Annotated in this window: 21 protein-coding genes and 1 tRNA gene; 6 read left to right on the top strand and 16 right to left on the bottom strand. The window is 61.4% G+C overall.

Going from position 1 to position 20,300, the window contains the following annotated elements; translation table 11 throughout:
* The first annotated feature begins 22 nt into the window (after nucleotides 1-22).
* Both BS630_RS03020 and BS630_RS37240 read left to right on the top strand, forming a co-directional pair.
* Nucleotides 23-316: a helix-turn-helix domain-containing protein gene (locus tag BS630_RS03020; protein ID WP_003558384.1), complete on the top strand. Its 294-nt coding sequence runs from the start codon at nucleotides 23-25 to the stop codon at nucleotides 314-316.
* A 75-nt stretch (nucleotides 317-391) separates the two neighbouring features.
* The gene (locus BS630_RS37240; RefSeq protein WP_165504243.1) at nucleotides 392-541 is read left to right on the top strand and encodes a hypothetical protein; all 150 of its coding nucleotides are present in this window, start codon (nucleotides 392-394) and stop codon (nucleotides 539-541) included.
* Nucleotides 542-544: 3 nt separating this feature from the next.
* Here the strand turns inward: BS630_RS37240 and BS630_RS03015 are convergent, their stop codons facing one another.
* The gene (locus BS630_RS03015) at nucleotides 545-757 is read right to left on the bottom strand and encodes a hypothetical protein (RefSeq protein WP_029872887.1); all 213 of its coding nucleotides are present in this window, start codon (nucleotides 755-757) and stop codon (nucleotides 545-547) included.
* A gap of 197 nt (nucleotides 758-954) precedes the next feature.
* Here BS630_RS03015 and BS630_RS03010 point away from each other — a divergent pair, with 197 nt between their 5' ends.
* Nucleotides 955-1,188 (top strand): DUF982 domain-containing protein, encoded by a 234-nt coding sequence (locus BS630_RS03010; protein ID WP_077976206.1) that lies wholly within the window; start codon nucleotides 955-957, stop codon nucleotides 1,186-1,188.
* A gap of 5 nt (nucleotides 1,189-1,193) precedes the next feature.
* Here the strand turns inward: BS630_RS03010 and BS630_RS03005 are convergent, their stop codons facing one another.
* On the bottom strand, nucleotides 1,194-1,415 hold the full coding sequence (locus tag BS630_RS03005) for a hypothetical protein (protein WP_077976205.1): 222 nt from the start codon (nucleotides 1,413-1,415) through the stop codon (nucleotides 1,194-1,196).
* Nucleotides 1,416-1,955: 540 nt separating this feature from the next.
* Here BS630_RS03005 and BS630_RS03000 point away from each other — a divergent pair.
* Nucleotides 1,956-2,588, top strand: coding sequence for a class I SAM-dependent methyltransferase (locus BS630_RS03000; protein ID WP_077976204.1), 633 nt, complete (start codon nucleotides 1,956-1,958; stop codon nucleotides 2,586-2,588).
* A gap of 179 nt (nucleotides 2,589-2,767) precedes the next feature.
* Here BS630_RS03000 and BS630_RS02995 read toward each other — a convergent pair.
* From BS630_RS02995 to bcsN, 7 genes are all read right to left on the bottom strand, one after another.
* Nucleotides 2,768-2,844 (bottom strand) — tRNA-Pro (locus tag BS630_RS02995).
* A gap of 98 nt (nucleotides 2,845-2,942) precedes the next feature.
* The gene (locus BS630_RS02990) at nucleotides 2,943-3,611 is read right to left on the bottom strand and encodes an HAD family hydrolase (RefSeq protein WP_077976203.1); all 669 of its coding nucleotides are present in this window, start codon (nucleotides 3,609-3,611) and stop codon (nucleotides 2,943-2,945) included.
* Between the two features lie 76 nt (nucleotides 3,612-3,687).
* Nucleotides 3,688-6,063 carry a cellulose synthase gene (locus BS630_RS02985; RefSeq protein WP_077976202.1) on the bottom strand — a complete coding sequence of 792 codons (2,376 nt, stop codon included), beginning with the start codon at nucleotides 6,061-6,063 and terminating at the stop codon, nucleotides 3,688-3,690.
* Nucleotides 6,060-7,106 carry a family 8 glycosyl hydrolase gene (locus tag BS630_RS02980; protein ID WP_077976201.1) on the bottom strand — a complete coding sequence of 349 codons (1,047 nt, stop codon included), beginning with the start codon at nucleotides 7,104-7,106 and terminating at the stop codon, nucleotides 6,060-6,062. The genes BS630_RS02985 and BS630_RS02980 overlap by 4 nt, the downstream gene beginning before the upstream one ends.
* On the bottom strand, nucleotides 7,103-9,496 hold the full coding sequence (locus BS630_RS02975; protein ID WP_077976200.1) for a cellulose biosynthesis cyclic di-GMP-binding regulatory protein BcsB: 2,394 nt from the start codon (nucleotides 9,494-9,496) through the stop codon (nucleotides 7,103-7,105). The genes BS630_RS02980 and BS630_RS02975 overlap by 4 nt, the downstream gene beginning before the upstream one ends.
* Nucleotides 9,493-11,685, bottom strand: coding sequence for a UDP-forming cellulose synthase catalytic subunit (gene bcsA / locus BS630_RS02970; RefSeq protein WP_077976292.1), 2,193 nt, complete (start codon nucleotides 11,683-11,685; stop codon nucleotides 9,493-9,495). Before bcsA ends, BS630_RS02975 begins: the two co-directional genes overlap by 4 nt.
* A 57-nt stretch (nucleotides 11,686-11,742) precedes the next feature.
* Entirely contained in the window at nucleotides 11,743-12,720 is a 978-nt protein-coding gene (gene bcsN, locus BS630_RS02965) for a cellulose biosynthesis protein BcsN (RefSeq protein ID WP_077976199.1), read from the bottom strand.
* Between the two features lie 319 nt (nucleotides 12,721-13,039).
* On the opposite strand from bcsN, the gene BS630_RS02960 reads away from it, so the two are divergent.
* Nucleotides 13,040-13,354 (top strand): DUF1236 domain-containing protein, encoded by a 315-nt coding sequence (locus tag BS630_RS02960; RefSeq protein ID WP_020049431.1) that lies wholly within the window; start codon nucleotides 13,040-13,042, stop codon nucleotides 13,352-13,354.
* A gap of 40 nt (nucleotides 13,355-13,394) precedes the next feature.
* On the opposite strand, the gene BS630_RS02955 is transcribed toward BS630_RS02960, so the two are convergent.
* A complete protein-coding gene (locus BS630_RS02955; protein WP_077976198.1) occupies nucleotides 13,395-15,041 on the bottom strand; it encodes a response regulator in 1,647 nt (548 codons plus the stop codon).
* Between the two features lie 374 nt (nucleotides 15,042-15,415).
* Here BS630_RS02955 and BS630_RS02950 point away from each other — a divergent pair, with 374 nt between their 5' ends.
* Nucleotides 15,416-15,763: a response regulator gene (locus BS630_RS02950; RefSeq protein ID WP_017959885.1), complete on the top strand. Its 348-nt coding sequence runs from the start codon at nucleotides 15,416-15,418 to the stop codon at nucleotides 15,761-15,763.
* 9 nt (nucleotides 15,764-15,772) lie between these two features.
* Here the strand turns inward: BS630_RS02950 and BS630_RS02945 are convergent, their stop codons facing one another.
* The 6 genes from BS630_RS02945 to BS630_RS02920 all read right to left on the bottom strand — a co-directional run bounded on the left by BS630_RS02945 (nucleotide 15,773) and on the right by BS630_RS02920 (nucleotide 20,266).
* A complete protein-coding gene (locus tag BS630_RS02945) occupies nucleotides 15,773-16,312 on the bottom strand; it encodes a MerR family transcriptional regulator (RefSeq protein WP_077976197.1) in 540 nt (179 codons plus the stop codon).
* A 151-nt stretch (nucleotides 16,313-16,463) separates the two neighbouring features.
* Nucleotides 16,464-16,802: an integration host factor subunit alpha gene (locus BS630_RS02940; protein WP_003547228.1), complete on the bottom strand. Its 339-nt coding sequence runs from the start codon at nucleotides 16,800-16,802 to the stop codon at nucleotides 16,464-16,466.
* 104 nt (nucleotides 16,803-16,906) lie between these two features.
* Nucleotides 16,907-17,878: a beta-ketoacyl-ACP synthase III gene (locus BS630_RS02935; protein ID WP_077976291.1), complete on the bottom strand. Its 972-nt coding sequence runs from the start codon at nucleotides 17,876-17,878 to the stop codon at nucleotides 16,907-16,909.
* A gap of 20 nt (nucleotides 17,879-17,898) precedes the next feature.
* On the bottom strand, nucleotides 17,899-18,945 hold the full coding sequence (plsX, locus tag BS630_RS02930) for a phosphate acyltransferase PlsX (RefSeq protein ID WP_011651316.1): 1,047 nt from the start codon (nucleotides 18,943-18,945) through the stop codon (nucleotides 17,899-17,901).
* 98 nt (nucleotides 18,946-19,043) lie between these two features.
* Nucleotides 19,044-19,598 carry a YceD family protein gene (locus BS630_RS02925; protein WP_077976196.1) on the bottom strand — a complete coding sequence of 185 codons (555 nt, stop codon included), beginning with the start codon at nucleotides 19,596-19,598 and terminating at the stop codon, nucleotides 19,044-19,046.
* Between the two features lie 11 nt (nucleotides 19,599-19,609).
* A complete protein-coding gene (locus BS630_RS02920) occupies nucleotides 19,610-20,266 on the bottom strand; it encodes a ubiquinol-cytochrome C chaperone family protein (protein ID WP_077976195.1) in 657 nt (218 codons plus the stop codon).
* Nucleotides 20,267-20,300: the final 34 nt, after the last annotated feature.

Genomic DNA, 20,300 nt, shown 5'->3' with positions numbered 1-20,300 from the left:
GGAATGCGCTAGGTTTTCCATCATGATAACAGCAACGCAGATACGCGGCGCGCGCGCCATGATCGGAATGAGCATCGAAGAGCTCGCCGCCGCCAGCGGCCTGCCGGTCGAGACCGTGACGGCGCTGGAAAACGGCGAATTCGCCGGCGAGCCGCATGCGCTGTTCGATGTGCGCAGCACACTCGAGGCGAACGGCATCATCTTCCTGTCGAGCGGCAATCAGGATGAAGGCGGCCCCGGTATCCGGTTGCGCGCCCGCACCTCCAGCGATGACGGCATCCGGCCGGAAAACCTCAACGCCGCCAACGACGACTGACGGAACCAATCCGCCGCCCGACCGTTTCCGCTGTCCCATAACATATCGGGCCTATAACGTATCGGGGGCAGTCTCTTGAACCGCAGCAATGGTCTCTACGTCGTCATCGGCGTTCTTGTCGTCGCCGTCATCGGCCTCGGCGCCTATATCTTCCACGAGGAAAGCAAGCCGCAAGGCATCGAGATGAGCATCGGCAAGAACGGTGTCTCGATCGAGCAGAACTGATCTTTAAAGATAGGTTTTTGCAAGGTCGGCGAGTTTGCCCCCGTCCTTCACGCCTTGCCTGTAGAGCTGAATGATGACCGCACCGATCCGCTCGGCCTCCGGCGTCGTCCTGGCGAGGCCGCGTTCGTCGCAGACCTTGTCGAGCACCTGCGAAAGCAGATCGAGATCTTCCGAAAAGAGCGGTAAATCATGCGGATGAATTGATGATCGTAACATCACGCCGCATTTCCTCCGAGGGCAAACGCATCCACGCTTGCATCGCCGGCCGCCCTCCGCAACCGACCATAAAGTCATTATGCGCGAGGGTCCGAACTTTAGCAACTACGCAAATTTCTGTGGAACAAAATTATGGAACAAAATTTTATCCCGCGCGTTCGGGCCGCGTTTGGTAGCAGGAATCGGTGAGTGCAGACGTGAGTGAAAAACGCTTTCCCTCCCCCGTCCGGGTCGTTTCTTCAAACAGCAGCCTGATCGTTTCGACCGTCTGGGAGGCCGTCGAATATCTGAAGCGGTGGCCGAGCAAGCGTGGGCGCGATTATCGCGTTGCGCGCCAGCACTGCCTGGATGCGCTCGACGGACTGCGCAGCCCGCGCGCAGCACAGGCTTCCTTCATCACGGCAGCGAAAACGGCGGGATTGCTGGTGTAAGATCGTTATCTGTTGCGTCCGCCGCCGGCAGCGATGAGCTGAGGATGGACGGAGCCTTCCATGATCACCTTGGCGGTAACCTCAATCACCCGCTCCTCCGCGAGTTCGGCAAGCGCGAGGGCAACATCGCCTTCCGACCAGCCGCCTTTGATGGCCTCGTCCGACAGAGCCTGGAACGCGCTCGCGAGGCTCTGCCTGCAAGTTAGATTGTGCTTCATATCCGCCATGCTCGACTAGGCTATCCGTGACAGGGACAATGTTAATCTACAACATATTCACGAGAATGCGAAGAGGCTTCAGGCTTTTTTCAATCCAAAATTTGGTTGTTAACTTCCAAACTGGGTATAACCTTAACAAAATGCAACAAATACCACCTCTCCCAACTGAGGCAGTACCAAAAAGAACTAAAGGATTTATTTGCTATGCACCTTCAAATGGTATTTCATCGCGTTATTTAGTTTAAATGGTCGAAACGGGCGGAGCCGGATACAGCGGCCCTTTGAACCGCGAGAATGCGGCAAACCTGAAAGCGGCCCGTTTTCAGCATCTTCAGGGCACCCTGTCAATCAGCTTCGGGATCCGGCATGGCGAGCGTGGGCCGTGCTGGAGGATGTCTCGCGCAGTCTGTACAGCCAATCGGCGGGCGACGCTTAGCCGCCGGGGACGCCTTCGGCGTTAATCACCTTAATACCACAACGGCACCACACTCCCGTCAAAGTCCGCCGTACCATTGGCCGCTCACTTTATCCAGACTTTCAGGAGGTAAAATGTCTATCGAACTGGACGCTACTACCTATGTACACGCCAAGCCGGCGACCGCCCATTCCTATATTCTGCCGGCCGTTGTCGATGTTCTCGAGAACAGTTTCGAGGAGGCAAAAGATACGGCGGTCTTCGACCTCGGTTGCGGCACCGGCGGTGCTGCAGCCGTGCTTGCGGAAAAAGGCTATGACGTCGTCGGCGTCGATCCCTCCCAAGACGGCATCGCGAAAGCAAGAACGGCCCACCCCGATCTTCCGCTGGAAATCGGTTCCGGCTACGAAGATCTGTCCAGCCGGTATGGGACCTTCGATGCCGTGATCAGCCTTGAAGTGGTGGAACATGTCTATGATCCCAAGGCTTTCTCGGCGACCATGTATGATTTGGTGAAACCTGGCGGCATCGCCGTTATGTCGACCCCTTTTCACGGCTATTGGAAAAATCTGGCATTGGCCGTCAGCGGAAAGATGGATGACCATTTCATGCCTCTGAAGGACCATGGCCATATCAAATTCTGGTCTCCTGGAACGCTCAGCACCCTCCTGCTTGAAACAGGCTTCGAAGACGTCGACTTCGAATATGTCGGGAGGATTCCGCTTCTGGCGAAGTCGATGATCGCGATCGCTCAAAAACCACACTGAAGGCGGTCGAAGGCCCGCCATCCCTTTGCAATGGCGGCGCTGTAGCTCGCCTGCAACATGAACATCTTCGTTCGGGACGTTCGGCTCCCGTTTTAGCATTTCTGCCAATGCCTCGTTCCGTTCCGCCGCCAGCGGGACGAAGAAAACTGACATTCTGACTGGGATTTCAAGGGGATAAATGGTCGGGGCGACTGGACTCGAACCAGCGACCCCTTGACCCCCAGTCAAGTGCGCTACCGGGCTGCGCTACGCCCCGACCTGCCGAAACGGCATGCTTCGTTTAGTTTTTCAGCGCGTGCATTGCAAGCGGAAAAACCTTGCCGCCAACAAAAAGGAGGCGGTTTGCGCGAATGGTCAGATCGCTACGAGCCTCAGCCGGCCTTCGGCGGTTTGACGAGGCTGCCATGCCTGGTAGTTGGCGATCGAAAAATGCGGCGTTTCGAAGGGCGTGGCGTGCGTTTCGGTGATGACGGTGACGTCGGCGCCGGCGGCCTCGCCGGCGAGGATGCCGGCGACCGCATCTTCGAAGACCAGGCATTTTTTCGGATCGACACCGAGGCGGCTTGCGCCGAGCAGATATCCTTCGGGGCTGGGCTTGCCTGATTTGACCTCCTTGCCGCTGACGATGACCCTTGGCATCAGGATGCCGGCGGCTTCCATGCGGCGCTTGGCAAGCTCGATCGGCGCCGAGGTGACGATTGCCCATTTGCCATCGGCAATGGCCGAGAGGAAGCGGACTGCGCCTGGGATTTCGACGATGCCGGAGACATCCTCCATTTCCTCGGCGAGCAGCAGATCCGCCTCATGGGCAGGATCGACGCCGGGCAGGCCAAGCCCGCGGATCACATCGGAGGCGCGGATGCCGTGGATCGTCCTCAGGAAGACCTCCGGCTCGAAGCCGTGGCGCCTTGCCCATTCACTCCAGACGCGTTCGACGACGGCGATGGAATTCAGTAGCGTTCCGTCCATGTCGAAAAGGAAGGCGTCATAGGATCTGTCGAGGATGTCATGGAGAGCGGGCACAGGCTTTTCCTTGCAAGCATGAGGCCGGGGCGACCTTTGCGCAGGCGAGTAGCGGAGAGCGGAAGCGGCGTCAACGTCAGTTGTTGGTGTCTGGGTGGGTGACGTTACGGACGTCGGCAAGGCCGCGGGCGGCGTCGCGGCTGCCAGTTGCGGCAGCGGCTTCGAAGATACGGGTCGCATCGCCGTACATTTTGAGATTGAGGTAGCTGTAGGCGCGCAGAACCATCAGGTCGATGCGTTCCTGCTGCAGTTGGGCGCGCTGATCCAGATAGATGAGGGTTTCGCGATAACGTCCCGCGTCGAAGGCTGCAAGCGCACGGTCGGCGAGGATCGCCACCTGAAGCTCGGCGGCGCGCTGGCGGTTCTGCGGCGCCTTGGTGGCTGCGACGGCGGCATTGGTGGAAAGGCCGGCGCGCAAATAGGCAAGGCTCTGGCCGTAGGCTGCGTCTTCGCGGATCTTGCGGACGGGGCTCTGCAATGCCGCCTCGAAAGCGGAGATTGCCTCCATCGGCCGGTTGATATCCATCAGGCACCAGCCGCGCGACAGTGCGTCGGCCGGCTTAAGCTGCCCGGCATCGACAGTCGTCGAGCACCCGCGCGTCTGGCGCGGGCCGCGCGGGGCGGTCATCGTTTCCATCGCCGGTCTCGCGGCGCGAACGACCACTTCCGCACCCGGCTGCAGGGTGATGCGCCGCTCGGCCGGAAGCGGCTCGGTCGGGGGACGCTGCGCCGGTTGAGCCGGTTGCTGTGCGGCAAGCCCTCCCTTCGCCAGCGGCGGCGTGAGGGCATTCGGCGTCAGGGAGGACGTGTCTTCGAGGTTGGTGATCCGGCTCGACCGGCCGGCCCAGGCGCGCTGGAGGTCGAGCACGCCCTTGCGGTCGCTCAGTTGCTCGCGGGTGATGACAAGGCCATAGGCGGACGGTTCGTCATCTGGTTTCCAGGCAAGCGCCGTCTCGAACCAGCGCGCGGCGGTCTGGAACTGGTTGAGGGAGCGGGCATACCAGCCGAATTGCTGCGCCGTCGGCACATATTTCCGGGCGATGACCTCGGTGGCGATGCGGTGCAGCACGTCTTCGGCCAGATCGGCCGGCGGCTGCAACGCCATCAGGTTGGCGGTAGCGGCGAGATAGGTTGATGTCGCATCATCGGAATCGGCGCGCCAGCGAAACATCACGTCCTCGGCTTCCTCAGGCGCCTTGCGGGCGATCAGCGCCAGCGCCAGCCCCTGTGAAGCGGCCGCCGAATCTTGCTTGGCTCGGGCCGCGCGGAACCATTTCTCAGCATCCGCATCGTTGTTGCGGCGAAGCTGGTACCAGCCGAGCAGCAGCGCATCGGAGGCAAGCCCCTCAGTCCCGGCGAGCTTTTCCAGGCGGGCGATATAATCGGGCGCGATGGCGAGATTCGGATCGTCATTGCCTTCGGCCACGAAGCGCCGGGCGAGGTTATCACGGATCGCATCGAATTCCCTGCTGCCGTCGGCAGCGGGCCTCTCCAGCGCGAGCAGCGCCTGCATCGGCTGGTAAGCAAGCAGCGTCGAGGCCTTTTCGACCGTCGCCTGCCGCTCGGCGGGATTGGTACAGTTCTTCAGGACATAGGTATAAGCGTCCTGGCCGCGCTGCGCCCTCTCCGTCTGGATGAAGGCTTCGGCGACGCGCCAGAGAATATCGATCTCGCTGCAGGTGAGCAGGCTCGGTGTTGCGGCAGCGGTATCGACCACCGTCGCATATTGCTTGAGGTCCGAAGCATTGACGAGGCGGGCGCGGGCCTCGGCGACGTCGAGCCGGTCGAGCAGGTCGGTCGGCGGCTGCCATCCGGCATCGGTTGCCTGGCGGTCGGCGACGGCCTTGCGCAGCTCCGCATAGCGGCCATCGGAATAGAGCTGCCACATGGCCTCGAGCTGCTTGTCGCCATTCTGCGGCACGGCGAGCGGATCGGCCGGCGGAACCCAGTTCGGATAGAGCGCCTGAAGGCGGGAGATTTCGGCCTGCAGGCGCACCTTGTCGCCGCGGCTGGCGAAATAACGAAGCGCACTTTCATCGACGGCAGGCTGCGGCGCCGCGGCCGTCTGCTGTGTTGCCGGCGGCTTGGAAACGATGGGGGGTGTGACTGGTGCCGGCTGGGCGACCGTCTGAGCCGGCGGAGCAGCCGTCTGAGGTGCCGCAGGCTGCGGTGCTGCAGGCTGCGATGCAGCGGCATCCGGCTCGGACCTGTCCGGTGTTGGCGGCGGGGAAGTGATCGCCTCTATCTTGTCGGCGACGAGTTGCGCGTTGAACTCGGGATCGCCGGCAGGACCATCCGTCGGTTTGATGCGGCCCATCATCATCAGCTCCGGCGACGGCTTGCCGGCGGCCCCAAGGCCGAACTTTTCCTGCAGAGCGGCACGATCTTTCAGCCCGGTGACGAGGGTCGCCACCACAACTGCCGCTGAAACCGCCACGAGAGAAGACTTCACAGACACTCCGGATGCTTCTCCCCAATATAGGCCAGCCCCAGCAGTTGAAGCGTGGACGGATAATAGAGTGCGGGCGCAAATTGCAGGGCCGAGACCGGCACCTTGGTCCCATCGACCACACAGGCCACAACATCGTTAACAATTCGATAACCGGGATCCGACAACACAGTCTTCGGCCGGCCGGTGGTCAGATCGATGGTGGCGGGAACGCCGTCTTGCGACATTCCTTGTTGCAAGCGGGTCAGCAGCGCCTTGTCGGTGACGCCGCCGCGAGCGAGATAGAGCGGGATGCGGATGGCGTTATAGGCAAACTCGGCGTCGAATCCCTCTGCCGGCTGCGGCTGGCCGCTGAGGCTCACCCATTCGGCGGGAAGCTTGCGCGGGCCAAACTGCATCCTCTTCAACAGCGCCAGGCCATCGTCCGACAGTTTTTGCCAGGCATCCGACGGAGCGAGCGCCGCCATCACTGGGATCGCCTCGTAAATCCAGTAGGACGGGTTGACGACGGGACCGTCCTCACGGTCGGTAGCGGCAAAACCCTCACTCCCCGGCAACAGGAGTGTGTGGCCGGACGAGTGCACAACGGTTTCGGCAAGGAGCGCCTGGGCCATGCGGGAGGCGGCGAGGATATAGTCGTTGCGTTTCCACGTCGTGCCGGCAAGCGCCAGCGCATAGGCGATCAGCATGTCGCCATCCGAGGCGTTGTTGGTGTCGGTGACGTGCGGCTTGCCGTTCGGATCCCATTTCCAGACGGCAAGGCCATCGTCGCGCAGCAGCAGCTCGGTGCGGGTAAAATACCAGATCTGCTCGAAGTCGGCAGGGCTGGCTGCGAGATAGGCGAGCAGCATGCCATAACCCTGCCCTTCGCTGTGGCTGATATTGCCGTTGCCGTTATCGATGATGCGGCCGGTCGCATCGAGAAACTTCGCCTTGTAGGCCGACCATGCGCCGGCATTGATCATTGCCTGCTGCGCAACGGCGGGCGCTCCCCCGGGAGCGAGCGCGACCGATGCCGCAAGCAGGAGTGCGCGCCACCGCCTCATTTCGACCGACCCAGTCTTCTGAGCATGCTTGACGTGGTGACCCCGATCAGCAGCACGAAGACGACCAGCAGGGAGGCATAGGAGAGGATATTCGTCGACAGCCAGTTGGCGGCGATCAGGCGGTAATTGGCAATCGACCAGGGTGTGGACGGCACAAAATCGAAACGGGTGACGGGCACGGTCTCGATCTTGCCTGTCTTGCTCGAATAGGTGGTGATGTGGCCCGATATCTGCGGCCAGTTCAGCTGCGTGGTCAGAACCTCGAGCCCTTCGCGCAAATCCTTCGCCGATGGCGCCGCCACCACGGTCCAGGCGCCGGCTCCCGCGGGGCTGGAGCCCTGTGCAACCAGCAGCGTGTCGGCGTTGGCCGGCGTGAAAATCTGCTCGGCGCCGGGGATGAATTGCAGCGAGCTGCGGGAGATATCGAAATTGCGCGACAGCCATTCGCGGAAGGCCGTGATCCGGTTGCGCAAGACACCGCCGCTGACCTTGGAATTCCACTCCTCGAAGGCCGTACCGGTATCGACGACGCCCGCCTGCGTATCGGCCACGGGACGCCACGAGGCCTGGCTTGCCGCGGCGATATTGGTCTGTGACAGCGCGGTTGCCGGCATCTGCGAGATGGAGCCGATGAAGATCGCGTCACGATCGCCGATCGTATTCGGCGAGGCGACGGTTTCAACGGCGATCGGATGGCCGGCGGTGATCGCCATCTGACCGAGCAGCGTGGCGGCGGCCGAAAGCGTGTCGGCATCGACGCGGTCGATGAAGAGCGGCGTCGGCTCTGTAGCCCGACCATAGGGATAGGCGGTGCCGGCCATTGCGGCCAGGTTCGGACGCTGACCGACGCGGGCAAAATCCGGGATCTGCAGCTCGGAGGTATCGAACAGGGCAAAGCGCGGGGTGGCGCCGGCGGTCGAGCCCGGCGTACAGACGGCATCGTCCTTGGTCATCAGGATCGCCTCGATCGCCACCGAATTGAGGCCGGGTTTGAAGTGCCGCATCGTCACGCGGATCGGCAGATGACGGAGAATGCCGCCTGATGTCGTGGTGATCGGCACTGTGGAAGCGATGTTGTCGTTGACGTAGATATCGATGTGGCTGCCGGGCATCACGTTGTCGGTATAGGCGGCGTCGAGCAGCACCTTCGCTTCGCCATAGGCATTAGCATAAAAATCGGCAGGCACGGCGATATTGAAACTCGTCCGCAGCCGCCGGCCGGAGAATTCGGTGGTCTTCACGCCGAGCTGAGACAAGGCGATGTTCGTATCGGAAAAGACCAGCGGCGCGTTCGGCGCGCTCCAGCGCTCGGTGGTCAACACGTCGCGGCGGACGTCCGAGGATCGGTCCGTCGGCGCGACGATAGTATCGATCGCCGAGGAGACCGCCTGCCAGGAGGGGCCGCTGATCAGAAGCACCGGCAAGCCGCTGCGCGGATCGGTGACGAAAGCGGCGAGTGCCGCACTTTCGGCACCGGGCGGCAGGCCGGGAAAGAGCGGCCGGAGTTCCGCCGCGGTGCCGACGAGCACGCTGAGCTTGCCGGGCCCGCCGGCCGGAAGCGAAGCGGTGCTGAAGGCGAAGATCTGGTTCGGCATGCTGCTCAGCACCGACAGGCCCTGCGCCAGCCGTAGCAGTGGCTTGGTGGTTCCCGGCTGCTCCAGCGCCGGGACAACGATATCGAACTCCGTCTTGCCGGCACCGTCGACGCCGATGGCGCGGATTGCGTCGGCGCTCGATAGCTGGGCGACATCCCTGCCGGTAAAGCTCAGAAAGGTTCCGGCCGGATCGATATTCGACCACAGTTCATAAGTCGATTGGATGCTGCAATCTGTTCGGTGGCGCTGGTTGGCTTCAAAGGTGACAAGATTGGCGCCAGGCTGCAGCAAACCGGACGGAACCTCGAAGGTGACGGCCGACGGGCCATCCGGCGAGCCGACACGCTGCTGGCCGATCGGGCGATTGTTGAGATAGACGGTCAGCGCCGAGGCCTCGGGCGCGACGAAGATCGCATTCTGGTAGGCGAAGGTGAAGCTTGCCTTGGCCGCCGCCTGCTCCGGCGTCAGATAGACCGACCATGACCGGCGATCGTATTCGCCGCCGAGATCAAGTTTCGAAAAGGGCACGACATAGCGACGTACATCGCCGGGGCGGGGCGCGGCGGTATTTGCCGTGGCGGCTGGCTGGGGCGCAGGCGCCGCCGGCTGCGGCGGGGCGACGACCGCCGGAGGAACAGGAGCGGCCGGGGTTGCGGGCGGCGTAGGCGACGTCAATCTCGGGGTAACGGAAGCACCAGGCGGCCGCTCGCCGGACATGTCGAAGGGTGCCGTCTGCGCCTGGGCGAAGGCGGAGGCATTCAGCAGAAGAAGCGAGGCGGCGGCGATCCTTCTCATCCGGCGTTGACCTTTGCCGCCTGCTGCTGGGCTTCTCGCTCCGGCCGCATGCTGCGGAAGAAGTAAACGAGGCCGCGGCTCGTCTGGTAGAACGACATGCCGAGAAACCAGATGGTGCCGCGGATCAGGCCCGGATTGCGACGGCGCGAGGCCTGGAACTCTGTCCACTGATCGGAATTGGCAAATATCAGGTCGGCGATCAGACGATGATCAAGTGCGCTTTTCGGCACGTACTGGCAACCGACATTGCTGATATCGCCCGACGGCTCGATATTGCGGACGATGAGCGGCAGGGTTTCCAGATCCGCGCCACTATAGGGCCGGAAGCGGATTTCGCCGACGGCGCCGACCAGCATCTCGTCGAGATGCTTGTTGAAGATGTGAAGCCTTGCGCCGTGAACCGAGACGTCCTCGATCGAGGCCGTGTACCACCTGCCGTTGGCGCCGAATTCGCAGCGCCGGTTGACGCGGACGCGACGGGACAAAGCGCGCTCGCCGCGCTCTGACACGACACCCAGCGCGCAGCCGGCCATGATCAGGTTGATGAGATTCCATCCGCCGACGACGAGCGTGACGTCGGCCTTATAGGGCTCGGCATAGATTTTGTAGATGGTGATGACGAGCGCGACAATCTGAACCGCAAAGATGACGAAGAACGGACGGCTGATTTCCGACAGTCGGCTGACGGCGATCGATTCGTCCTTGGCGGTGACCTTGAAAGTAGGCTTTCGCGGATTGAGCATGACGGAGACGACTGCCGGCAGCAGATGCACCGTCTGGACATATTCGTAGAGCTCTGAAATCCAGGGCCAGCGGAACGACCCGTAGAGGTAATTCTGCATCATCAGATTCACGAGCATATAGGCAAGCGTGTAGGCGAGGAACTCGCCGCCCGAGGCTGTGAAGATTTCCAGGTCGAAGAACAGGTAGAAGAGCGGCGCAAACAGGAAGATCGTGCGCGGGAACGGGAAGAGCCAGAACAGCGTGGAGGACATATAGCAGAAGCGCTGCGGGATCGTCAGGCCGCGCTTCAGAAGCGGAAAGCGGAAACGCAGGATCTGCATCATGCCCTGAGCCCAGCGGCTGCGCTGGCCGATGAAGCTTGCGAAGGTGGCTGGCTGCAGGCCTGCGATCAGCGGCTTGTCGACATAGATGCTGTTCCAACCGCTGCCGTGGAGCGCCAGCGCCGTCTCGCAATCCTCGGTGATGCTGATGCCGCTGAAACCATTCTGGGATTCGAGCGCCCTGCGGCTCAAAACGGCGGCCGAGCCGCAGAAGAAGGCGGCATTCCACTTATCGAGGCCACGCTGGATGATGCCGTAGAACATCTCGTTCTCGCTCGGCATCTTGTCGAAGGTGCGCAGGTTGCGCTCCAGCGGGTCGGGATTGATGAAAAAGTGCGGAGTCTGGACGAGGAAGAGCTTCGGATCGTCTTCGAAGTAACCGACGGTCTCCAGCAGGAAATCGCGGGCCGGCGCGTGGTCGGCATCGAAGACGGCGATGAGTTCGCCGGTCGAATGTTTCATGCCGTTGTTGAGATTGCCGGCCTTGGCGTGCTCGTTGCGGTCGCGCGTGAGGTAGTGGACATCGAGATCGTCGCAGAGCTGCTTCAGCTCGATATGCCGGGCCGCGGCCGCCTGGGCTTCGAGCAGCTTGCCGGAGTTACGCTTCTGCAAGGTGGCGCCGTCGTCGAGCAGCCAGACATGCAGCTTCTCGGCCGGATAATCCATGGCCTTGGCGGCGGCCAGCGTATTTCCCAAAAGGCCGGCATCCTCGTTATAGGATGGCACGAAGACGTCGACATGAGGGAGGCGCCCGGGATTGGCGGCGCGCGAGGGGCGCGACGGCAACGGTGTGGCAACGATGAACAGGCTGAGTGCCAGCATCGCAACGCTATACATTTCGGCAAGATAGAGCAGCAGGCCGGGAATGAAATTCTCAGGCTGGTTCAAAGGCGGCAGCGTATTGGTGGTGCGCCAATAAACATAGCGCAGCACGATCGACGTGCCGAAGGCGAGCGCCACCAGGCGCCATGTCCCCTCGCCCTTCAGAATTTTGATGACCGCCATCACGGTCACGACCGTGATGGCGGTGATGAGCTGGGTCTGCAGGTTGACCGGCAGCGTGATCAGCACGATCATACAGAGCGAAACCACGGCCCATATAAAGACACTGCGGGCTTTGCGCATCGGCGTTCCTTCGAAATTGCTCAACCGGGGCACCATCCGCCGCCCGCGACATGCTCATTATCTCCGGCAGGCGGCCGTCATGGCCGCGTCGCCTATGCAGTCCGGCGAAGGCACGGTGACGCCGATCGCCCTTACCGATTGTTCGATTGGCGCAACTGCCGCAGCCGGCCTTGCACTTGTCTGCGGCGCCTCGCCCGGCAGCGGCACACGCGGGCCGATGGGTGCCGGCACCGGTGCCACACCTTGAGCCGGTTGCGCGGTCGAGGCGCTGCGAACGACGGCTCGCGGCCGGGTGACACTGGCAGGCGCCGGCTCGTAGCCGATCGGCATCGGGCTGGCGCGAAAACCGCCTTCGTCGGGATAGATCGGCGCGCCGGTGCGCCCGAGCGCCACGTCGGCGGGCGGCGGATTGCCGTAAGGGTTCCAGAGCTCGCCGTCGAAGGTGCCGGTGACGGTGTAGCCATAGACGATGCCAAGCAGCTGGCGTTCGCTCGCTCTCGCATCGCAAAGGCGCAGGCGCAGCTGGATCATGCCGAAATTTCGCGCCAGGGTATTGGCAGCAGTGCTGGAGCGTATCTGCTGCCAGGCATAGAGGCAGGTGTCGCCGGCACGGTTGCGACCGGAGGCGTACCCGAAGGGACCATAGGCGTTCTGCAGGAAGGTCGCCGACGTCGCCATCGGCACGCCGGGGGCCGAACGGGCCACCTCGCGGGCAATGCCGCTCTCATTGATCTTGCTGAAGCCAGCATTGCCGGCGCCGGGATTGGCGCCCGAAGCCCCGAAGAACTCGACCTTCAGGGAATTCTGACCGGGCACGGAGGATGAGGTAAACAGCGATATCGTCTGCTCGACGCCGTTGCCGCGCTTGCGCTCGACCACGCTGACGATCGACGGGCCGCCCGGCGGCGGCAGGACCAGCGCCTTTTCAGGCGCCACGGCTTCCGGCGCGGAAGGCTGGCGCACGCCGCCTGTCGATGTGCAGCCGGCCATCATGCCCGTCACGGCCAACAGCAATATCGTCTCCCGCAAGCGCATGTCTCGAGCCGCCGCAATCGTCTTCCAGATCCATTCGCAAGCCGAAACGCGACGGATCGTCGAATCAACGACCGGTTGGTCGTCCGTTCAGAATAAACGTCCAACATGGTTAGCGAAAAGTAAACAAGCGAGCTCTAACATCACCATCTGGACTCTTTTCGAACGCTGTTCAGACGGCTCAACCGTATGATGTAAAAATTAATTTAGTAACAACTCAATTGCTCTCCTTGCGTCTGTTACCGCCGCCGCGAAAGCCCGCGGGGAACTATGCCGCATGGCCAGCGTTGCCTTGATGTCTTAGGTAGAAAGGAGAAATCCCATGCGCAAGACCATGCTGGCTGCGGCCGCCATGCTGACCATCAGCTCCGCCGCCTTCGCGCAGAGCAGCGTCATTGTCACCGATCCCGCACCGACCGGCTCCGTCGTATTGCCCGGCGAGGTGCGCACCTATGTGATGGAGCAGAACACGCCATCCGTCGTCTATGACGGCGATATCGCGGTCGGCGCGACGCTGCCCGATACCGTCGAAGTGCATACCGTGCCAAATATCGACGGCTACGGCTATACGGTCGTCAACGAGCGGCGCGTGATCGTCGAACCGAAGACGCATCGCATCATCCAGGTCTTGGAATAACGCTGACACAGAATTGCGGACGTGCGGCCGTATTCCGGCTTCACGTCCGCTCGTCTCCCACCCTCACCGCGACATTCAGAAGCTCGCGTATCTTATGAGCGAGCTGCTCCAGGCTGAAGGGCTTGGCAAGCAGGGAAACGCCGTGATCAAGCACGCCATTGTGGACGATGGCATTGCGGGTGTAACCCGTCGTGTAGAGGATCCGGATCGTCGGCCATTTTTCCTGGACGATATCGGCAAGCTGGCGTCCGCTCATCTGCGGCATGACGATATCGGTGAAGATCAGGTCGACTGCCGCATTCTGCTCCAGAAGCATAAGCGCCTCCATGCCGCTAGCGGCCTGCAACACGGTGTAACCGAGTTCATGCAGGCTTTCGGCAGTCATGGTGCGGACGTTCTCATCGTCCTCCACCACCAGGATCGTATCTTTGACGCTGCCCTGAGGAAGCGGCTGGGCGCCGGCGACGTTCAACCGGGCACCCGCCGTGCCGACATGACGGGGGAGATAGATCTTCAACGTCGTACCCCTGTCGATCTCCGAATAGATCTTGATGTGGCCGCCGCTCTGCTTGATGTAGCCGTAGACCTGGCTGAGGCCGAGACCTGTGCCTTTGCCGGGTCCCTTGGTCGTGTAGAACGGATCGAAGGCTCGCTCGATCACGTCAGGCGACATGCCGGTGCCGGTGTCAGTCATGCTGATCATCACATATTGACCTGCTTCGACCTCCGAATGCATGCGCGAATATCGCTCGTCGAGTTCGGTATTGGCGGTCTCGATCGTCAGATTTCCGCCGCCCGGCATGGCGTCGCGGGCGTTGACGGCAAGGTTCAGGATGGCGTTCTCGAGCTGGCTCAGATCGGCGAAGCTCGGCCAAAGGCCGCCGGCAAGCACGGTCTCGATCCGGATGTGCTCGCCGAGCGTACGCCGCAGCAGCTCCGACATGCCGCCGACCAGCTTGTTGAGGTCGATCACCTCCGGGGCGAGCGGCTGCTGGCGCGAAAAGGCGAGAAGACGCGCGGTCAGCACTGCCGCTCTCTGCGCACCGTCCCTGGCATTCTGGATGGAGTATAGCAGGCGGGGATCTTCGCTTCCGGTCAGGCGCCGCTGGGCGAGATCGAGGTTGCCGATGATAATTGCCAGCATGTTGTTGAAATCATGGGCGACACCGCCGGTCAGTTGGCCGATCGTTTCCATCTTCTGCAACTGGCGGACCTGCGCTTGAGCGGCGGCATTCTCCTCCATCTCGTGCCTGAGCTCGGCAGTGCGCTGGGCCACTGTCTGTTCGAGGCGCGTGTTGAAGCTGTTGAGCTCGCTGCGGAGGCGGCTCTGCCTGCCGTGGGCAATGATGATCATCTCCATCAATCCAACGGTGATCACCGCATTGATGAGATAGGTGGAAAGGCCGACCCATTGGCCGGCGGTGACCGGCCAGAAAACACCATACGGCTCGACGAAAAACTGCTGGACAATAAAACCGGCAACCAAGGTCGCGACAACGCCCGGCCCGGCGCCGCCTATGAAACTCGCGAGCAATATCGCCGGAAGGAAGCTCAGGAAGGGAAACTCGGAGAGGGTGTCGCTGGCGGCAAGCCTCAGAAGAAACGTCAGGCCAACGAAGGCAATGGCCAGCGGATATGTAAAACCTGGCCTGTGACGCAGCCAATCCGTGGCACTCAGCAAATCCATTCGACACCCCTTCTTACAGCGCCGCGCGTCTTTTCGAGAGCCGCAAAAGACGCTGCAACGCTTTGAATTGCTGCATAATTTATTCATAAATCGATTCCGATTAAGGAAATTATGCAGGAGCCGTTGCGGAGACGGCACTCCAGCTTTTGCATATCGAATTTCAACCGGCAATATGCTGTTTCTCGCACTGCCGGCCACCACGTCTTGACGAGCCGTGCAAGCAGCCACATAAACCTCATGCCTAAAGCGTGTCGCAATCTTTCAGATTCGCTCCTTGCGCTTTAGATCTTTGTTTTTGCGCATGTCGTTATCGCAAAACCGCAGCACACTTTTGCGCGACATGCTTTAGCAAGGGGCAATGGGTGAACGGGATCATGAAAGACATATTCATCGTCGAAGACGACGCGCTGATTGCCATGCTGCTTGAGGACATGCTTGCCGATCTCGGCTACCGGGTCTGCGCCAGCGCGCCCGACCTGGAACGAGCGCTGACAGCCGCCAGGGATACGGAGTTCGACGCTGCAATTCTCGACGTCTCGCTTGCCGGGCAGAGTTCGTTGCCGGTCGCAAAGCTGCTCGACGAACGCGGAAAACCCTATCTCTATGCGACGGGATACGGCACACCGCCTGATGGCAGCAGCCCAAGCACGCTGCCCGTGTTGCAAAAACCCTTCCAGCTCAGCGAACTCGAACAGGCGATGAAGCGGCTTACCGAAGCCTGACTTTCCTGTTCAGCGCACCTGATCGAGCAGACGCTTGCATTCCAGGAGGTCGTAGAGTGCCTCCTGCAGCAGCGCCCTGTCTTCCTTGCCAACGCTCGATTTGCCGATCGAGACTTCCTGCTCGTCGTCTCCGGCGACGAAATTGAAGAACCGGCGGGTGATCGGCGGCTTGGCGCGGCCGACGATCTGGTCTTCATCGGCCATGCCGACGCGCGGTTCCCCTGCACCCATGTCCTGCACGCCCGACGCGAGCGCCTCGACGCTGGCGAGATCGCCATGGCCGACCGATACGACGAACTTATTGCCATTGGTCTTCAGAAGCTTCTGCACACCCTTGATCGTATAGCCATGATCATAGAGCAAATGCCGGATGCCCTTGAGGAGGTCCACGTCCTCCGGCCGATAGTAGCGACGGCCGCCGCCGCGCTTCATCGGCTTTATCTGGGGAAACCGCGTCTCCCAGAAGCGCAGCACATGCTGCGGCAGATCAAGATCGTCTGCGACTTCGCTGATGGTGCGAAAGGCATCGGGGCTCTTGTCCAACGTCATGCTGCTACGCGACCTCGCGGCTCGATCCTACGGCGACTCATCATATTTCAACGGTTTGGCGCCGACAATTCAAGTCATGTCTTGACGTTGCGCACAAGGATCGAGAGTGCGAGAGAGAAAAAAAGCCGCTTCCGAAATGGGAAGCCGATTATCAGGGAGCCGGATTCAGCGGCTTCAACTTGATCTTGCGAGCGACATGCGATTTGAGGATGCGTGTCTTCAACACGTTCGACGCCTTGAAGGTCATGACCCGGCGGGGGGAAATCGGAACCTCTTCGCCTGTCTTCGGGTTGCGGCCGATCCGCTCGTTCTTGTCGCGCACCTGGAAGGTGGCGAAGGAGGAAAGCTTGACGGTTTCGCCACGCACGATGGCGTTGCAGATCTCGTCGATGACGGTTTCCACAAGTTCGGCAGATTCGGTCCGGGAAAGCCCGACCTTTCGGAAAACGGATTCCGCCAGGTCTGCTCGCGTCACTGTTTTTCCGGTCATGGTTTCCCCGCCCATACAAATATTTTGTGAAATCGCACGAAGAGTATTTGTCTTGCGCCTTACGGTCAAGCTCTTGTTCGCCGCCAGTTTTTTAGGTTTCTTGCCTACCAGCGCAGCAGAACCGCACCCCAGGTAAAGCCGCCGCCCATCGCTTCGAGCATCACCAGGTCACCCTTCTTGATGCGGCCGTCGCCGGCAGCGGTCGCAAGTGCCAACGGGATCGAGGCAGCCGACGTATTGCCGTGCAGGTCGACGGTGATGACGACCTTCGCGGCATCGATGTTCAGCTTCTTCGCCGAACCGTCGATGATGCGGCGATTGGCCTGGTGCGGTACCAGCCAGTCGAGGTCATCGGCTGTGGTGCCGGTCGAATCGAAAGCCGCCTGGATGACATCGGTGATCATGCCGACGGCGTATTTGAAGACCTCGCGGCCTTCCATGCGCAGCTTACCGACAGTGCCCGTCGTCGACGGGCCGCCATCGACATAGAGCTTTTCTTTGTGCGAGCCGTCGGAACGCAGATGTGCGGTCAGCACGCCGCGATCGGCAACGGTGCCCTCGCCTTCGGTCGCTTCGAGCACGATCGCGCCGGCGCCGTCGCCGAAAAGCACGCAGGTGGTGCGGTCGTTCCAGTCAAGAATGCGCGAAAAAGTTTCGGCGCCGATGACGAGAACGCGCTTGGCAAGCCCGCCGCGGATATAGGCATCCGCGGTCGTCACCGCATAGACGAAACCGGTGCAGACAGCCTGGACGTCGAACGCGAAGCCGTGGTTCATGCCGAGGCGGTTCTGGATGTTGACCGACGTCGCCGGAAACGTGTTATCCGGCGTCGAGGTGGCACAGATGACAAGATCGATATCGGCAGGCGTCAGGCCGCCATTGGCAAGGGCTGCGCGCGCAGCCGCCTCGCCCAGCGACGCCGTCGTTTCGTCATCACCGGCGACATAACGCTGGCGGATGCCGGTACGCTGGACGATCCATTCGTCCGATGTATCGACGATGGCCTCCATGTCACGATTGGTCATTACGCGCTTCGGAAGTGCGGCTCCGAACCCGCGAACCACTGAACGGATCATCTTTGATTGAACCCCATCGCTCATGCCGCTTCCGGGCCCATCGGGGGCAGCCGCTTGGCATGATATTTCTTAAGATCGTTTTCTATTTTCTGATTGAGGCCGTTCTTGGCCATGTCGTAGCCGACTTCGATGGCGGCTGCGATGCCTTCGGCATTCGCCCCGCCATGGCTCTTGATGACGATGCCGTTCAAGCCGAGAAACACGCCGCCATTGACCTTGCTCGGATCGAGCTTCTCGCGAAGCATGTCGAAGGCGCTTTTGGCAAAGAGGTAGCCGATACGGGCCAGCAGCGTGCGCGACATGGCGGCACGCAGATATTCGCCGATCTGCTTGGCTGTGCCTTCGGCGGTTTTCAGGGCGATATTGCCGGAAAAGCCTTCGGTGACGACAACGTCGACCGTGCCCTTGCCAAGGTCGTTGCCCTCGACGAAGCCGGAATATTCGAGCGAATCGATGTTCGCCTCGCGCAACAGCCGGCCGGCCTCCTTGACCTCCTCCTGGCCCTTCATCTCCTCGACGCCGACGTTCAGAAGACCGACCGTCGGACGTTCGACCTCGAAAAGCGCGCGCGCCATCGCGCCGCCCATCAGGGCAAAATCCATCAGCTGCTGCGCATCGGCGCCGATCGTCGCCCCAACATCGAGCACGATGCTCTCACCCTTCAGCGTCGGCCAGATCGCGGCGATCGCGGGACGCTCGATATTGGCCATGGTGCGCAGACAGAACTTCGCCATCGCCATCAGCGCGCCGGTATTGCCGGCCGAGACCGCGACATCAGCGTCACCGGTCTTCACCGCCGCGATCGAGCGCCACATGGTGGAGATGTAGCGGCCACGGCGCAGCGCCTGGCTCGGCTTCTCATCCATGGCGACGGCAAGCTCGCAGTCGTGAAAGATCGATTTTTCCCTCAGCTTCGGAAACTTGGCGAGAACCGGATCGCACTGTTCCTTGAGACCATAGAGAACGAAGGAAATATCCGGATGCCGATCCAACGCCTTGGCGGCGCCGGGGATGACAACCTGGGGACCAAAGTCGCCACCCATGAGGTCGAGAGATATTCTGATCACGCGTCCCTGATCCTTCTTTTCGCCGAGGGCGAAATTTCGGCCAAAATACCGGTTTTGGCGTCGCTTACAACTGAATTGTGTCAAATGCCAGAGGGGCTTCAGTCCTTTTTCCAGTCCTTGAGAGCCGCGAAAGCGGAGGGCTTTTTGTCGTCCTCGCCGCTGTCTTCGACATGGCCGGCGAATTCGATACCCGGCTTGCGCGGATAGGGATCGATCGCCAGAGCGGCGAATTCGGCAACCACCTCGCCGGCGTCGATCGTATCGCCGACAAAGTTCTCGGGCAGATCAGGACCGTCGGGATCGAGCAGCATCTCGCCGGCGTCGTTGCCGGCCTGACGGGCAAGCTTGGAGCCCTCCGGCACGAAGATCTGCTCGAAGCTCTCGTCGATGGCGGATTCGACCGGTTCCAGCGTCACGACGCAGGACTGGACGATCTTCGCCTGCACGCGGCCCTTGATGCGCACGCCGTCGCGCTTCCAGCGGGCAATCTGCAGATCGGCGCTGAAATCGTCGACGGAGACGACGTTCCAGGTCCGGGCCAACGCCTTCAGTTCGCTGGCGTCGGCCTCGACATGAACCTCGACGGGGTTGGCCGAGATGTGGCCGACCTTGACTTGATAGGAGAAGGGAACATCGTCCCGATCATTCTGCATCGTTTCCTCCTTCAGGTGATCGGCGGGCAGGCGACCGGTGGGAGCGTTGCCGAACCGGTGGCAATTACCTCTTCGGCAACGGCGGACAGATGCGATTCTGCGGCCATCATCCATCCGGCGAGACCGGACATATCGGTCGGCGTCGCGATTTCGGGGTAAATATTGCGCTGAAGGGCAAGAACGAGGGCTTCGGCATCGCCGGTGTCCATCGCCTTCGAATAGGCTTCGAGCCGGCCGTAAAACATACCGGCGAGCTTTTTCATGCGCTTGGGCACGCTGTTGTCGCCGATGCCGAGTTCGCGGATCGAATAGTCGATATCCTGGAAGAACGCGTCGACGATCTCCTGGGCGATCTCCTGGCCGCTGGTGGCGGAAGCACGGGTGCGGCGAAAAAACAGAATCATGACTATCGACAGCATCTCGAAACGGCCCATGACCGTATCCGGCACATTGAGCCGCTCGTAGAGTTCCGGCATGCGCGCGGCCGCCGCCAACGCCGCATATTGCCTGTCGACGATCGCCTGATTGTTGTTTTTCTTGCGGAAGAGCCCGAGGATCATTGTTTTTTCCGGAAATGCCTCATTCTTCATGCCGGCTGGCGTCTGGCCTTGTTGCATGATTTCGAAAGCTGGTTTACCGAAGCAGGCGCGAATTGCAATGCCGATCATGGCCAGTTTCTGGACGACGCCTTCGACGCGTCAG

Origin of the sequence: Rhizobium laguerreae (genome assembly GCF_002008165.1) — a bacterium.
Classification (GTDB): domain Bacteria; phylum Pseudomonadota; class Alphaproteobacteria; order Rhizobiales; family Rhizobiaceae; genus Rhizobium; species Rhizobium laguerreae.
This window is presented reverse-complemented; position numbering and strand designations above follow the sequence as displayed.

What these genes read in the sequence shown, in the direction of transcription:
- BS630_RS03020 (WP_003558384.1), top strand. Translation starts at nt 23, where the DNA reads ATGATAACAGCAACGCAGATACGCGGCGCGCGCGCCATGATCGGAATG.
- BS630_RS03015 (WP_029872887.1), bottom strand. Translation starts at nt 757, where the DNA reads ATGTTACGATCATCAATTCATCCGCATGATTTACCGCTCTTTTCGGAA.
- BS630_RS03005 (WP_077976205.1), bottom strand. Translation starts at nt 1,415, where the DNA reads ATGGCGGATATGAAGCACAATCTAACTTGCAGGCAGAGCCTCGCGAGC.
- BS630_RS03000 (WP_077976204.1), top strand. Translation starts at nt 1,956, where the DNA reads ATGTCTATCGAACTGGACGCTACTACCTATGTACACGCCAAGCCGGCG.
- BS630_RS02980 (WP_077976201.1), bottom strand. Translation starts at nt 7,106, where the DNA reads ATGAGGCGGTGGCGCGCACTCCTGCTTGCGGCATCGGTCGCGCTCGCT.
- BS630_RS02975 (WP_077976200.1), bottom strand. Translation starts at nt 9,496, where the DNA reads ATGAGAAGGATCGCCGCCGCCTCGCTTCTTCTGCTGAATGCCTCCGCC.
- bcsA (WP_077976292.1), bottom strand. Translation starts at nt 11,685, where the DNA reads ATGCGCAAAGCCCGCAGTGTCTTTATATGGGCCGTGGTTTCGCTCTGT.
- bcsN (WP_077976199.1), bottom strand. Translation starts at nt 12,720, where the DNA reads ATGCGCTTGCGGGAGACGATATTGCTGTTGGCCGTGACGGGCATGATG.
- BS630_RS02960 (WP_020049431.1), top strand. Translation starts at nt 13,040, where the DNA reads ATGCGCAAGACCATGCTGGCTGCGGCCGCCATGCTGACCATCAGCTCC.
- BS630_RS02955 (WP_077976198.1), bottom strand. Translation starts at nt 15,041, where the DNA reads ATGGATTTGCTGAGTGCCACGGATTGGCTGCGTCACAGGCCAGGTTTT.
- BS630_RS02950 (WP_017959885.1), top strand. Translation starts at nt 15,416, where the DNA reads ATGAAAGACATATTCATCGTCGAAGACGACGCGCTGATTGCCATGCTG.
- BS630_RS02945 (WP_077976197.1), bottom strand. Translation starts at nt 16,312, where the DNA reads ATGACGTTGGACAAGAGCCCCGATGCCTTTCGCACCATCAGCGAAGTC.
- BS630_RS02940 (WP_003547228.1), bottom strand. Translation starts at nt 16,802, where the DNA reads ATGACCGGAAAAACAGTGACGCGAGCAGACCTGGCGGAATCCGTTTTC.
- BS630_RS02935 (WP_077976291.1), bottom strand. Translation starts at nt 17,878, where the DNA reads ATGATCCGTTCAGTGGTTCGCGGGTTCGGAGCCGCACTTCCGAAGCGC.
- BS630_RS02925 (WP_077976196.1), bottom strand. Translation starts at nt 19,598, where the DNA reads ATGCAGAATGATCGGGACGATGTTCCCTTCTCCTATCAAGTCAAGGTC.
- BS630_RS02920 (WP_077976195.1), bottom strand. Translation starts at nt 20,266, where the DNA reads ATGATCGGCATTGCAATTCGCGCCTGCTTCGGTAAACCAGCTTTCGAA.